Raw genomic sequence first — 14,968 nt, 5'->3', positions numbered from 1 at the left:
ACCTGCCGCATCACCGACCCGCGCGCGGCAGCGCCGTCCGATCAGAACCGCGATTTGACGCGCAGGCCGACCGTGCGCGGACGCGCCATGAACAAGGTATCGCCGGGCTGGATGGCGATGCTGTTGGTCGTGACGTCGCTCACCTTGTTGCCGTTCGTGAGATTGGTGCCGAACAGCCCCACTTCGATGCCGCGCGTGAGGTAGGTCAGCGTGGCGTTGAGCGTGTTCGATGATGGAATTTCCGCATAGCTTCCCTGGGCGGCGGCAAAGTTGGTGTAGGCACGGCCCTTGTAGGCATAGCTGGCGGCCAGGCCGATCGCGTCGCTGCCGGCCAGCGGAATGCGGTAGCTGGCGCTGACGCTGGCCGCCACGCGCGGGGCGTACGGCGTGCGCGCGCCGGCCGGGATATTCTGCGCCGCAATGCCGGTGATCACGGCATCCCTGGCGAAGGCATGGTTGTAGGCGGCATTCAAGCCGATGCTGGCGTGCCGCGTCAGCTTGACGGACGTCTCCAGTTCCACGCCTTCGCTGCGGATCTTGCCGGCATTCTGGGTGAAGTAATACGTGCATGGCAACTTGTTAAACACCTGCACATCGTTCCAGTTGGTGAGGTAGGCGTTCACATTGAGCGTCATGCGCTGCCCGAACAGCGTATTTTTGGAGCCGGCTTCGTAGCTCCACAGGCTGTCCGGCGCAAAGGTGGCCGGCGCGTTCACGCCGCAAAAGTTGAACGGCACCGGCTGGTTGTTGCCGCCGTAGCGGAAACCCTTGCCCACATTCGCATACAGCATGTGTTGCCGGTCGATGTGATAGGCGGCCGCGAAGCGCGGATTGGCGCCCTGGGCGGTGGCGCTGCTGCTGCTCGTTTCCGGGCTGCCGACCGGCGCGCCGGGCGTCGCGCCCACCAGATTGCCGAACAGGCCGCTGAAGTGCAGGTCGAAATCCTGCTTGCCTTTGAACAGGCGCAGCCCGGCGGTCAGGTCCAGCTTGTCGAACACGGTGTAGGTGCCTTCGGCAAACAGCGCGACCTGATGCGAACTGGTATCTTGCCGGCCCGAGAAATAATTGTCGGGCGTGCTGGCCAGGTCGTTGGCCTGCGAGCTGTAGCCGGGGAAGTTGCGGGTCTCGCCGAAGCGCGCGTCGAAGCCGGCGGTCGGCTGTTCCTGGCGCAGCTTGCGCTTGCCGGTTTCAAAAAACGCGCCCGCGGTCCACTTCAAGGGGCCGCCATGGCGCGAGTTCAGGCGCAGTTCCTGGGCCAGGCCGGTGACGGCATTGTCAATCGTGTACGCCGACGCCATCAGGGGCGGCTTGCCGCTGAAGATGAAGGCGGTGGCCGGATACTGGGCCGAGGTGGCGTACTGCGTGTCGCGGTGCAGATACGAGGTCGACGACACCAGCTGCGCGCTGCCCAGATCGTAGTTCACGGCCAGGTTGTACAGTTGCAGCGCATCGTTGCTCTTCTGCGGCAGCAGCGCATAGGTGGTGAACGGCGCCAGCCTGGCGTAGGCATCATTGATGCCGCCCTTGATATTGGAGGCGGTGACGCTGGCGTCGATCAGCAGGCCGGGCTGCGCACGGATGCGCAAGGCGGCGCGGCCCTGGTTGGTCGAGACGGCGTTGGTGGTGGCGCCGTTGAATGCGTTGCGGATGTAGCCCGAATCGGCGCCGGTGTAGGCCGTCAGGCGCAGGCCCGCCACCTCGTCCCTGAGCGGCACGTTGAGCATGCCGCGCAGATTGTGGTTGGTGCCGCCGAAGCCGGAGGTACGCGAACCGACCGCTTCCACCGAACCGAACAGGTCGTTGGTATCGGGCTTCCGGATGATCTGGCGCACAGCGCCCGCCATGGCGCTGGCGCCGAACAGGGTGCCCTGCGGGCCTTGCAGCACTTCGATGCGTTCCAGGTCCAGCACCCGCAGATCGGGGTTGCCCGATTTGAGCGTCACCGGCATGTCATCCACATATACCGCCACCAGCGAGGAATCCTGGATTTCGGACGGCACGATGCCGCGCACCACCAGGCCGCGCATGGTGATGTTGTTCACGCCTGGCCCCTGCTCCTGCACGCTCATGGCAGGCACCAGGCTGGAGATATCGCTCAGGTTGCCCAGCCCGAATTTGGCCAGGCTTTCCGGCTGCAGCACCGTGATGGCTGCCGCGACCTGCTGCACGTCGACCGCGTTGACGGCGCGCGTGGCGGTAATCTCGACGCGGTCGATCTTGTCGGAATCGCTGTTCCCGGCGACCTGGCGCGCGGCGGCGCGGCTGGCGGCGTCCGTGCCCGCCTGCTGCGCCTGTGCCGTGCCGATCACGCCCAGCGACAACATCGCCAGCGCTCCATGTGCAATCAACTGCTTCCCCATCACTCTGTTCCAATCCGTTTATGAATACTGCAAGTAAAAAAAGTATATCGGCACCATCCGTGCGTGAACACGAAGATTACCGACTTTGGTTATCTGGAAATGTTAGCCAGGACCGGCCAGGCGCGCCCGGCCGCAGGCGAGCATCGCGGCGACGACCGTCGCTTGGAGGACCTGGACAGGCGGGGGCATCGTCAAGGCGGGTCGGGCAGGAGGCAGGAACGGGCAAGCGCTGCGCGTGCCGTTGCCTCCGGTCGTGGTTGAGGCGCCGGAATGATCGAACATTTTGACAACAATGTCAATTTTCACATTGTTCGTCGACGCCTCTCAAGCCTCGTCCGCACCGCTCCCGATGCGCCGGGCGGACGGCGGCAAGACACGCGCAACTGACGCACAGGACGTGCGCACGGGTAGAATACAGCGATCGCTGCGCGCCGGACGGCCCGCGGCGGCCAAGGAGAAACGCGCGCAATGCACATCAGCCAGCACCCCACCCATACCCTCGACCTGCGCGTACGCGAGCTGCGCCAGCTGTTCAACTCGCTCGATCCGGCGCCCTTCCTGAACAAGGACCTCGACCGTGCGTGCGAGGCGTACATCGAGAACTGGGCGCTGTCGCTGCCGCACGATTGCCACTTGCACCTGACCATCCACGTCGAACAGCTGCCGTCCGCGAGCGAAGCGGGCGCGCTGGTGGGCGAGGCCATCCACAATTATTACGGATACAAGATCGAACTGGTGCGCGGCGAGCTCAGGCAACTGCTGCGGCTGGGCCGCCTCAGCCTCGGCGTGGGCCTGGTGTTCGTCGCCGCCTGCCTGCTGCTGGCCGAGGCGATCACCAGCTTCATGCCCGGCCCCGCCGCGAAAATCGCCCGCGAAAGCCTGACCATCATCGGCTGGGTGGCGATGTGGCGCCCGGTCCAGATTTTCCTGTACGACTGGTGGCCGCTCAAGGGGCGCATCAAGGTATTCGAAAACTTGCGCTTTGCCCGCGTGAGCGTGATCCAGGCCTGAACCACGGCAACGCCTTGATTATTGAACATACAACTCATGTTGTGAATGCACATCAAACCAGGCCCGCGATTGCAACAAGAGTGGCAGCAGTGCGGGCAATTTTCTCCATAATCGACTATCCGTTTCCTGCGGCCGCCGGCAGGCGCTGCTGGAGCGCGACGTGCCGATGCGCACCGTGGGGCGGCTGCAGTTCACGCAGGGCATCGCCATGCTCAAGCTAAACCGGGACAAGGAAGGCATCGCCGCGTTCAACAACGCGCTCGAGACCGCCAAACGCGGCAAACTGACCGGCCTGGAAGCCGAGGTGCGCGGCAACATCGCCGATTATTTCCTGCGCCAGCACGATTATGTGTGCGCCGAACAGGAGGCACTGCTGGCCATGAAAGCGTCCGAGCGGGTGACCGACGTCAACATGATCCTCATGGCCAGGGCCAACCTCGGCTTCGCCCTGATGGGGCAGAAGCGTTTTACCGAAGGCTTGCCCTACATCGATGGGGTGATTGCCGATCTGGACAAGGCCGGCGCCACGGCCGATCTCTACGCCATGCTCGACGAAAAGGGCCGCATGCAGGAACAGGCCGGCCTGTACAAGGAAGCGCTGGCGACCGTGCGCAAACAGCAGGCGGCGCGGCAAGCCGATGCCCGCGCCGCGCGCGACCGCGCCGTGGCCGCCCTGCAGGAAGAATACGAGGCCGGCCAGCGCACGCGCCAGATCGACCTGCTGCGCCGCGAAAACCTGGTCAAGGACGCCGACCTGCGCAGCCGCCGCATGCTGCAGCTGCTCACCACCTTCGCCGCCCTGCTGACCGTGGCGGCGGGCATCTTCGTGTATGTGCTGTACCGGCGCTCGGCGGGCAGCAATGTGCGCCTGAACCAGCTCAATACCCAGCTCACCTACCATTCGCAGCACGACGCCCTGACCGGCCTGTAAAACCGGCGCTCGTTCCTGGAAAAAATGGCGGCGCGCCCCGCGCACGACGAGCGCGAGCGGCGCAACGATGCCCTGCAAAGCGTCGACTGCATCGTCCTGATGGACATCGACCATTTCAAGCACGTCAACGACCGCTGGGGCCATTGCGTGGGCGACACGGTCCTGGTGGAGGTCGCGCGCCGGCTGACCGCGGCGGTGCGCGATAGCGACATGGTGATCCGCTGGGGCGGCGAGGAATTCCTCATTTACGCGCCCGGCGCCGACCCGGCCCACGTCGCCGGCGTCGCCGACGGCGGCGTCGAGTGGGAACGCGGCATCCGCCTGGCCGACTGGGCGCTCTATCACGGCAAAGCCAATGGGCGTAACCAGGCGCGCATCGTGATGCGCCTGTCGGCGCCGGTTGACACGGTACTGGCGGCCGCGCCGGTTTCACGTCAAAAAAGTTGTAAAAACCGACAAATAGAAAAATACTCAACTAGTCAATTTGCAACGCCCTCGTGCCGGTTTATAATGCTTTCCAGAAAACAACAATGAGTTGTGAGAATGTTCAAATCCACGTGGAGAAACACTTGAAAGCCAGATTACTGCACACTGCCGCATTGTTCATGTTGACCTTGCCCGCGAGCGCGGCCAGCGCCGCCCCGGCGGAGGAGCCGGCGGAACTGTACACCCGCCTCGAGCGCTATCACGTCAAGTATTCGCTCAACGACGATTACACCAGTGCCGAAACGCACGACTGGGCGATGAAAGTGCTCAAGGAAAAAGCCTTGTCCAATGCCAAGGAAGCCTCGATCTCGTACAGCACCAGCATTGAAAAAGCCGAAGTGCTGAGCGCCTACACCATCAAGGCCGACGGCCGCCGCATCGAGGCGCCCAAATCGAATTACCAGGTGGTCACCAACACCGGCAACGACAAGGATGCGCCGGTGTATTCCGACCGGACCACGCTCACGGTGGTGTTCCCGGAAGTGGCGGTCGGCGATACCGTCGGTTTTTCGTACAAGCTGACGCAGACCGAACCGATGTTCCCGAAACATTACTCGATCGTCCAATACTTCAACCGCGGCACCGCCTATGACGACGTCAAGATCACGCTCGACTATCCGGCAGCGCTCGCGGCCCAGCTCGACGTGCGCGAACTGACCCCGGTCGCCAGCACCGAAAAGAACGGCCGCAAGGAACTGTCGTGGAGCTTCACCAACAAGGTACCGCTCAAGAACAAGCGCCGCGATTATTCCGTGTATGACGTCGACACCCTGCCGGGACTGGCGTTTTCGACCTTCAAATCATATGCGGACATTGCCCAGGCCTACGGCGCGCGCGCCACGCCGAAAGCGGCCGTGACCGCGGAAGTCCAGGCCCTGGCGGACCAGATCGCCAAAGACCAGAAGACGCCGCGCGACACCGCGCGCGCCCTGTACGACTGGGTGGCCACCAACATCACCTACGCCGGCAACTGCATCGGTACCGGCGCGGTGGTCCCCCACGATATTTCCTTCATCCTGAAAAACAAGATGGGCGATTGCAAGGACCACGCAACGCTGCTGCAAGCGCTGCTGGCGGCCAGGAAGATCGAGAGCACGCAGGCGCTGATCAACGCGGGCAGCAGTTTCAAGCTGGCCAAGGTGCCGGTGGTATCGCGCGTCAATCACGTGATCAACTACTTGCCGGCGTTCGACCTGTTCCTCGACTCGACATCGAGCACCACGCCATTCGGCATGCTGCCCTACAGTTCGCAGGACAAACCGGCGTTGCTGGTCGACGGTTTCAAGGAAGGACTCAAGACCCCGGCCGCGCAGCCAGGATCGAATGCCCAGACCATGAAAACGCGCATCAAGATCAACGATGACGGTTCGGTGACCGGCAGCGTGGACGTGGCGACCAAGGGTGAGTATGCCCTCGGCCTGCGCAACGGCCTGCGCAGTGCCGGCAAGGAAACCATGGATGACATGGTCAAGAACGTGCTCAAGAGCATGGGCTATACCGGCACGGGCAAGTTTGAAAGCGACGACCCGACCGCCTTGATCAATACCTTGAACTACAAGGCCAGTTTCGAGTTCAAGAATTTCACCCAGTTTCCCGGCGCGGGCGCCTTTGTGATTCATCCGCTGTTCACCAGCAGCTCGCCCGTTGCGAGCTTCATGCTCGGTGGATCGGACGACGACGAAACGCTGACCGAATTTTCCTGCTCCAACGGGGCGAGCCTGGAAGAATATGTGTTCACTTTCCCGAAGAAGATGAAAGTGCTGGCCGTGCCCGATAACATGACGGTCAAGTCGGCCAACGTCAGCTACAAGGCGAGCTATCGCTTGAAGGGAAACCAGCTGACGGTCACGCGCGAGATCGACGACCGCACCCGCGGCAACGTCTGCGCCCCTGCCATTGCGACCGAGTACAAGGCGTTTTCCAAAAAGGTGCTGACCAACCTGAAAGCGCAAGTCGTCTATAAATAAGCGACTTTTGCATTCCAAAAAACCGCTCAGCGCCAGCAATGGCGGTGAGCGGTTTTTTTGGGCCTGTGCCTGGCCCGCATCAGAATGGTGGATGCGCCAGGAAGAACGCCTGTTCGTTCCGGTACATTTCCAGGTTTGCCGACAAGCCGGCATGAATGCGCCGGGAATGAGCGAGCAGGACGGCGGCGGTATGGAGCCCGTCGGCAGCGCCGGCTTGAAATGCCAGGATGTCGCGTTGACGTTCCGCGATCAGCGCCCCGCTTGTTTTGATACGGTTGGCAACGAGCGCCAGCATGATGGGATACGTGTCGGGACTGCAACAACGAATGCGCAGGACCAGGGTGCCGGCATCGTGCTCGCGCGCCTCAGCAACAAGTTTCTCCGTGCGCGCCAGCGCAGGCTCGCCGAGTTCGTCGATTGAACTGCCGAAGAGCATGTCGAACTCGCCGAACCACGGCTTTGAGCGGTAGTGCAAGTAAATCGCCAGCGCGGAAGCATAGTCGTCCAACGGTGGCTCACCGTGTTTTTCAAGGTAGGCCGAGACTCTCTCGGTCGTAATCCGTAGCGCAGTATTGTATTCCTGCGGCGGGGAATCGGAATAGCCCTCATCCACGAAATAGCGCGGTGTCCCGGGAAGAAATTGAGCATGCGCCAACACGCTGTCGGTAATATCGTCGAACAGTGGCGAGGCATCGATGTCCGCCGGGGTCGTCTTGCGCGGTGGCTTGCGCGGCGCCGTGATATTCAGTCCGGCCAGCGCATAGGCGGCGGCCACCAGATAGGAGCAGAACATGCGCGCGCCAGGGTCGAGTTCCCAATTCGGAAACAGCGACGCCAGCGCGGCGATCTTGTCGTACTCGCGCGTGCTGTACCGATACGCTTGCTTCGCAGCGATGGTACGGATCGCGTCACGGTTGGGAACGTCCGGTTTCAAGCGCAGAACCTTTCCGCAGGCGCGCCGGTGCAAGCCGAAGCGGGCCAGGGATATCTCGGCAACCCCGGTAAACGTCGCTTCGATGACATTGGGCGGATAGGTACAGAGCGCGGCGTGACTGAAGACGCCGCCGCTCGTTGTCTGAATGAGCTTGCTGATCCGGCTATCCGGATCGGTACACAGCAAGATGTCGCCTTCCTGCAGCAAATGTGTCAGGAACACGGAGCCTTCCGTCGGGCCGCCCAGAGGCGTTGTTGTGCTTTTCGTCATTTTCTCACCTGTGCATCGTCGCGATGACCAGCCAAGGAGAAGCGTACGACTCCCCGCCCGGAAAGTCCACCTTCAGCATGTAAAGGGACCGGCATCACTGACCTGTCTTCAGATGATGTCCCGCGCCAGAAGCGAATTGACCTATTCCATTTGATAATTCCCTTGAGAAAACGTTACCGGAAAACCATGGCTGGCGTTCATGGCGCCGCCCCGATCGCCGCCGTGTAGCGCGCACGTGCATGTGGGAGCGCCGCGGACCCGGACGCGGCGCGGCGCATCAAGGCAACACCGCACTTACAAGCAAGCGGACGTCGCGTGGCTGGCGCGCGTCAGTGGCCCCGTCCCGCCGGGCGAGGTGGGCCTCCGCACCGCCGGCCTTGGGCGCGTGGTTTTTTTGCCGAACCCATCCGAAACGTATCGAAAGCCGCGAACGATCTTGTATAGTCGCTCAAATGTCTCGGAAAACACACATTTTTGAGCGCTGCCTTATTGCCAGAGACGCCAAAAAGCGCTCCCGGCCGGCCGTCCTGGCGCTGTAAGGGGATGCTTGGGCGTGCCCAAGGCATGACCAACGCAGCGCTCAACGTCACGAAAGGCAACGGTGGTGACATTCACACAGCTTCAACGATTGCTTGGGGCGCTCTTGTTGCTTCTGGGCGCTAGCGTGATCGCCGGCTGGGTCCTGCGCTCGCAGCAGCTGGTGCAGATTGTGCCCGGTGCGGTCGCGATGGTGTTCAATACCGCGCTGTGTTTCGTGTTTGCCGGCGCCGCCCTGACCGTCTCCGAACGGCGGCCGCGGCTGGCGCGCATGGCGCGCACATGGGCTTGCCTCGCCATGCTTGCCGTGGCCGGCGTGGTGGCGCTGCAAAACCTTCTCGGCATCGATTTGCATGTCGACGAGCTGTTCATCGATGTATGGCTGGCCGACCCCAACCCCCATCCCGGACGGATGTCGCCACTGACCTGCGGCGGCTTCTGGCTGGCCGCCGCCTGCATCGTGCTGCAAGACCGGCACAGCGCGGACGGCAACGCCAGCTGGCTGATCCAGCTGCTGTGCCTGGCGCTGGTATCGCTGGGTATCCTCGGCATGACCGGCCATTCGCTCAAGCTCGAACTGCTCTATGAGTGGTACCGGTTTGTTCGGATGGCGCCGCACACGGCCTTCGGCTTTCTGTTGCTGGGCAGCGCATTATGGCTGCGCTGGTACCAGACCGTCAAAGCAAGCAGCGCCAGCCACGAACGCGGCGACAAGCGCATCACCGCCATCGCGACGATCATCCTGCTGTCGATGGCGCTGACGGCCGGGATGGCCAGCTCGGTCATGTCGGCCCACCGCACCGAAGCGGCCTTGCACCTGAATCTGCGCGCGGCGCATTCGAATCGCGCCCAGCTGTTGAACTTTGTGTTGGAAAACACGATCTTGCAGGCGCGTTCGCTCGCGAGCGACCCTGCCCTGCTTAAGGAATACGCCGGCTTGCCCCAGGCTGCCGATCGCGTCGCGATGGCGACCGAGCTGGAACAGCATTTGCTCAGCGACGGTTACGCCTCGGTGGCCGCGGCCAGCCGGAATGGGAGCATGCTGCTGCGCGCCGGCGCGCCCAACGCCAGCGCGCCGATCACCCTGCGCTTGAACGATGCGCAGGAACTGCTCTGGTCGACTGTACCCATATTAAAAATCGCGGTGCCGGTGCGAAACGGCGACGTCGCCATCGGCACCGTCCTGGCCGAGCGCCAGCTGCCCATCGTGCAAACCCTGCTGGCCGATGCCGCGCTACTGGGAAAAAGCGGCGATATCGCGATTTGCGCGGCAACCGGCAACGATCGCATGGATTGCCTGCCGACGCGCCTGAACGCGCGTGGTTTTACCGGGGCGCCACGCATGCGCGACGGGGCGAGGCTGCCGATGAGCAGTGCCCTCGATGGCAAGACCGGACTGGCCGTGGCGAAGGATTACCGCGGGCGGATGGTCGTCGCCGCCTACGGACCGGTCGGCTCCAGCGGCCTGGGCCTGGTGGTCAAGGAAGACGCGGTCGACCTGTATGAGCCGATTCGCACGCAAATATCGACCATGGCGGCGGTATTGGCTGTGCTGTTTGTTTGCGGGATGCTGCTCCTGCACTGGCAAGTGTCCCCACTCATTGCCGCGCTGCTGGCAGCCAGGCAAAAGGCGCGCGCGGGCGAAGCCAAGATCCAGGCGGTGCTCGACAATATGGCCGAAGGACTGCTCACCATCGACGAGAACGGTAAAATCAGATCGATCAATCCGGCCGCGGCCGCCATGTTCGGCTATGCGGCGCCCGAGGTCCTCGATACGTCCGTGACCCTGCTGATTCCGGCGTGCCCGGCGCAGGCCGGCGAGCACGCCCGGCCCGGTCCGGCGCACGGGGTGCAAGTGAACGGACAACGCAAGGATGGCAGCCTGTTCCCGCTGCATCTGGCGGTGCGCGAGGCCCTCCACGAAGGTGGCCGCCTGTCGGTGGCGATCCTGCGCGATATCAGCAATGAGCGCAAGGCGTCCGAAGTCAGTTCGCGCTTTAGCGCCTTTCTCGACGCAACCCCGAATCTGGTGGCGTTTGTCTCGGAAGAGCAGCACATCCTGTATCTCAACGGCGCCGGGCGCGGCTTGCTTGGCATTGCGGCGCAGGAAGACTGCACCGGCCTGTCCATGAATGAGTTTGCCTGCCCCGGGACTGGCATCGGCTACCTGCAGGGCATTTTCATGGAAGCGTCGGTGGCGGCCTGGCGCGGCGAATTCGCCTTGTGCACCCGCGCCGGCGTCATGGTCCCCTTCCTGTTTTCGGTGGTCCGTATCGAACATCACGAGGGCGAGCCCGGTTCGTATGCGATGGTGGGGGTCGATGTCAGCGAGCGCAAGCGCGCCGAGGATGACTTGCGCAGGACGCTGGAGCGTTTCAACCTGGTCGCGCGCGCCACCAACGACACGGTGTGGGACTGGGAATTCGCGACCGACCAGATCTGGTGGAACGCGGGCATTGCGCATACCTTCGGCCACGACATGGCCAATACCGAAGCCCCGGCCCAGTGGTGGGTCGATCAGATCCATCCCGACGACCGCGACTGGGTCCTGCGCGAGGTCGACGATGAAATCCACGCCGGCGGCCAGTACTGGACCGGCGAATACCGCTTCCAGTGCGCGGACGGCACGTTTGCATACGTGCATGATCGCGGCTACATCATCCACGACGACAAGGGTGCGGCGGTGCGCATGATCGGTGCCATGATGAACATTACCGAGCGCAAAAATGTCGAAGAACGCATGCGCCAGCTGGAAGAGCGCTTCTCCAAGATTTTCAGCATGAGCCCGGTTGCCATCACCGTCAGCGGCATGGCCGATGGCTATTTTCTGGAGGTCAACGATGCATTTTGCGCACTGATCGGGCAGGAGCGCAGCCTGCTGCTGGCGCGGCCCGCCACCCCGCTCGATTACTGGCTCGCGCCGGAAGCCCATCTGTCGATGATGGCGCGGCTGCGCGAGGAAGGCTCGATCAGCGACTTCGAGGCGGCCATGCGAACGGCCGGCGGCGACGTGATCAGCGTCCTGCTGTCAGCCGATGTGGTGGAGCTGTCCGGCGTGCCCCACCTGCTGTGCTTGTACAACGACATCACCCATCGCAAACAGACCGAAGATCAACTCCGCTTGAGCGAGGAAAAATTCCGCTCGATCGTCGAGACCACCAAGGACTGGATATGGTCGCTCGACAGCCAGGGTTGCATCCGCTATTCCAACCCGGCGGTCCAGGACATGCTCGGCCACCAGCCCGACGAATTGACAGGCAAGACGATGCTGCGCTACGTGCATCCGGACGAACAGGCCATCGTGGCCGGCAAGTTAAGCCAGCTGCAGCGGCGCGGCGAGGGCTGGAGCGGCTGGCTGATACGCTGGCGCCACCGCGACGGCAGCGACCGCTATCTGGAATCGTCGGCGGTGCCGGTGTTCGACCGCGACGGCACCTTTATCGGCTATCGCGGCACCGACCATGACGTCACCGCGATTAAGAAGTTTGAAATTCAGTTGCAGGAAGCGAAGCACAAAGCGGAATCGGCGAACGAAGCCAAGAGCGAATTTTTGGCCAATATGAGCCATGAAATCCGCACGCCGATGAATTGCATCATCGGCTTCACCCGGCTGGTGCTGAAAACCGGACTGTCGCCTCAGCAGCATGAGTACATGGAACTGATCGACTCGTCCGCCGACTCTTTGCTGCGCCTGCTCAACGATATCCTCGATTTTTCCAAGATGGAGGCCAAGAAACTTGTCCTGGAAAAGACCGCGTTCGATCTGCGCGAAGAAATCGCCAATGTGTTCCGGACCCTGGCCGCGGGGGCGGCGGAAAAGCACCTGGAGCTGGCGTTCGACGTCGCGCCCGAAGTCCCGCGCATCATCGTCGCCGACAAGGGGCGGCTGGCACAGATACTGATCAACCTGGCCAGCAACGCCATCAAGTTCACCGCGCGCGGCGAAGTCGTGCTGACGGTCAGCCAGCAAGCGCGCCAGGCTGACAGCGCCGAGCTGCGCTTCAGCGTGCGCGACACGGGTATCGGCATTTCACGCCAGCAGCAAGAGCATATTTTCGAGTCGTTCGTCCAGGCCGATGCCTCCACCACCCGCGAATACGGCGGCACCGGCCTGGGGCTGGCAATCGTCTCCCAGCTGGTCGCGCTGATGGACGGGCAGCTGTGGGTCGACAGCGAACCTGGCGTGGGCACGCAGTTCCATTTCGCTGTCCCGGTCCAGGTTGCGCAGCGCACGGCGGCGCCGGGCAAGGGCCCGCGCGAGGCCGGACTGCAGCACAAGGCCGTGCTGGTGATCGACGACAATGCCACCTCCGGCCAGATTGTCGTCAACCTGCTGAGCAGCTGGAAAATGCGCCCGCTGCTGGTGCGGGACGGCGCCGACCTGGCCCGCCAGCTGCAGGCCGGCGCGGCGCCCGAGGCTCCGTTTTGCGCGGCCATCTGCGGCGCCTCCTTCCTGAGCGAGGGTGCCACTGCGCTCGGGGTCGCCCTCGGCGCTGCCGCGCTGCCGCCGACATCGATCGTCGTCATGCTGCCGCTGCAAGACGACGGCGCCGCGCTGCAAGCCGGCCTGGCGGCGGGGCTGACGGCGTTTATCAGGAAGCCCATCAGGCATTCCGAACTGTTCAACGTGCTGATGGGGATCGTCGAGAGCCGTGCCGATGGCCCGATACGGGCGAGCGTGGAAGCGAGCGCGCCGCCGCCCGCGCTGCCCCTGCAAAAACGCCTGCGCGTGCTGGTCGCCGACGACCATCCGGTCAACCAGATGCTGATCGCCGAGCTCCTGCGCAGCCGCGGGCACACCTTCACCATGGTCGGCAATGGCGTCGAGGTGCTGCGGATGCTGGAGCAGGCGTCGTTCGACGTGATCCTGATGGATGGCCAGATGCCCGAAATGGACGGCTATCAGACCACCGCCGAAATCCGCCGGCGCGAGGCTGTCTCGGGCACGCATATCCATATCGTCGCGGTGACTGCCCATGCGATGTCGGGCGACCGCCAGACCTGCCTTGACGCGGGCATGGATGACTATCTCTCGAAACCGATCGAACCGCTCGATCTGTATGCCTGTCTCGAACGTCCCTGGTCGGACCCGCACGCGCCGCCGGCGCCAGGGCAACCGGGGCCGGAACCGGAGCTGGAGCCGGGGCTGGAACCGGAGTCCGAGCCGGCCGCCGGCACGCCTGCCCGCGCGTTCATCTTCGACCCCGACCTGGCGCTCGAACGGGCACGCGGGAAGCGCAATCTATTGATTCTCATGGCAAAATCGTTCATCGATACCGCGCCCGAGCTGGTGCGCCAGCTGCACAGCGCGCGCGCGACGCCCGATCCCCTGCTGCTCGAACGCGCGGCGCACCGCGTCAAAGGGGCGGCGGCGACCTTGGCCGGCGACGCCACCACGCAGGCCGCGGGCGCGCTCGAAGCCATGGCGCGGCGCGGCAATGACGCCAGCCACGACGACCTGGACAGTGCAGCCCGCTACCTCGCACTGCGCATCGATGAACTGGCCGCCACGCTTGCCACGACGCTGGAATTGAACCAATGAAAGTACTTGTCGCCGATGACGATCCGATTTCCGTCTTATACCTGCAGGACGTGCTCTCCGAATGGGGCTACGAGGTCGTTGTCGCCGCCGATGGCCTGACCGCCGAAGCGATCCTGCGCGAAGAAGACGGCCCCTTGCTGGCGGTGCTGGACTGGATGATGCCGGGCCTGGACGGCATCGACGTCTGCCACAACATCCGCCAGGCCGGCATGGAGCGGTATGTCTACATGATCATGCTGACCTCGCGCACGGAGACCGAGTTCATCGTCGCGGCCATGAACGCCGGGGCCGACGACTACATCGCCAAGCCCTTCATCGCCGAAGAGATGCGGGTGCGCGTGCGCGCCGGGCGCCGCATCGTCGACCTGGAACAGGAACTGCGCAGGCAGGCCACGCGCGACGCCCTGACCGGCATCTTCAATCGCGGCGCGATCCTCGACGTGCTGCAAAAGGAGATCGCACGGCATGCCAGGACACCGAATTTTCTGTCCGTGATCTTCGCCGATCTCGATCACTTCAAGGGCATCAACGATACCTACGGCCATCTGGCTGGCGACGAGGTGTTGCGCGAAGCGACGCGGCGCATGGACTCGATGCTGAGAAATTACGATTCCTTCGGGCGCTATGGCGGCGAGGAGCTGCTCGCCGTGCTCCCCAACTGCGATCCCGAAGGCGCCCTCGCCGTCGCCGAACGGATGCGCAGCGCCATGGCCGATACCGCCGTGCATACCCCCTACGGCGACATTGCCGTCACGGTCAGCATCGGCATCGCATCGGTGAACACTGCCGATAAGGCCGATATGACCGCACTGCTGCACCGCGCCGACGGCGCCCTGTATGCGGCCAAACTCCTGGGGCGCAATTGCGTTACCGCGGCGCCGTGACCGGCTGCGGCGATGGCGCCGGCGCCGGTGGCATACGGCTGTTGTA

7 protein-coding genes and 1 pseudogene are annotated in these 14,968 nt (G+C 63.6%); 6 read left to right on the top strand and 2 right to left on the bottom strand.

Annotation, left to right across the window (positions count from 1 at the left end):
• Window positions 1-41: 41 nt before the first annotated feature.
• A complete protein-coding gene (locus CR152_RS19265) occupies window positions 42-2,360 on the bottom strand; it encodes a TonB-dependent receptor (protein WP_099877257.1) in 2,319 nt (772 codons plus the stop codon).
• A 468-nt stretch (window positions 2,361-2,828) separates the two neighbouring features.
• On the opposite strand from CR152_RS19265, the gene CR152_RS19260 reads away from it, so the two are divergent.
• The 4 genes and pseudogenes from CR152_RS19260 to CR152_RS19245 all read left to right on the top strand — a co-directional run bounded on the left by CR152_RS19260 (window position 2,829) and on the right by CR152_RS19245 (window position 6,755).
• On the top strand, window positions 2,829-3,371 hold the full coding sequence (locus CR152_RS19260; protein ID WP_099877254.1) for a hypothetical protein: 543 nt from the start codon (window positions 2,829-2,831) through the stop codon (window positions 3,369-3,371).
• A 160-nt stretch (window positions 3,372-3,531) separates the two neighbouring features.
• Window positions 3,532-4,302, top strand: coding sequence for a hypothetical protein (locus CR152_RS19255; protein WP_157778600.1), 771 nt, complete (start codon window positions 3,532-3,534; stop codon window positions 4,300-4,302).
• A gap of 12 nt (window positions 4,303-4,314) precedes the next feature.
• A pseudogene (locus tag CR152_RS19250) lies at window positions 4,315-4,836 on the top strand (GGDEF domain-containing protein); the annotation flags it as partial.
• Window positions 4,837-4,871: 35 nt separating this feature from the next.
• Window positions 4,872-6,755, top strand: coding sequence for a DUF3857 domain-containing transglutaminase family protein (locus CR152_RS19245; RefSeq protein WP_167399922.1), 1,884 nt, complete (start codon window positions 4,872-4,874; stop codon window positions 6,753-6,755).
• A 79-nt stretch (window positions 6,756-6,834) separates the two neighbouring features.
• On the opposite strand, the gene CR152_RS19240 is transcribed toward CR152_RS19245, so the two are convergent.
• On the bottom strand, window positions 6,835-7,959 hold the full coding sequence (locus CR152_RS19240) for a YiiX/YebB-like N1pC/P60 family cysteine hydrolase (RefSeq protein ID WP_099877242.1): 1,125 nt from the start codon (window positions 7,957-7,959) through the stop codon (window positions 6,835-6,837).
• A 646-nt stretch (window positions 7,960-8,605) separates the two neighbouring features.
• Here CR152_RS19240 and CR152_RS19235 point away from each other — a divergent pair.
• Window positions 8,606-14,038, top strand: coding sequence for a PAS domain S-box protein (locus CR152_RS19235; RefSeq protein WP_157778598.1), 5,433 nt, complete (start codon window positions 8,606-8,608; stop codon window positions 14,036-14,038).
• A complete protein-coding gene (locus CR152_RS19230) occupies window positions 14,035-14,922 on the top strand; it encodes a GGDEF domain-containing protein (RefSeq protein WP_099877236.1) in 888 nt (295 codons plus the stop codon). Before CR152_RS19235 ends, CR152_RS19230 begins: the two co-directional genes overlap by 4 nt.
• Window positions 14,923-14,968 lie beyond the last annotated feature (46 nt).

Origin of the sequence: Massilia violaceinigra, from assembly GCF_002752675.1 — a bacterium.
In the GTDB taxonomy this organism is placed as follows: domain Bacteria; phylum Pseudomonadota; class Gammaproteobacteria; order Burkholderiales; family Burkholderiaceae_D; genus Telluria_A; species Telluria_A violaceinigra.
The sequence above is the reverse complement of the archived record's forward strand: the minus strand, read 5'-3'. Positions and strand labels throughout refer to the sequence as shown.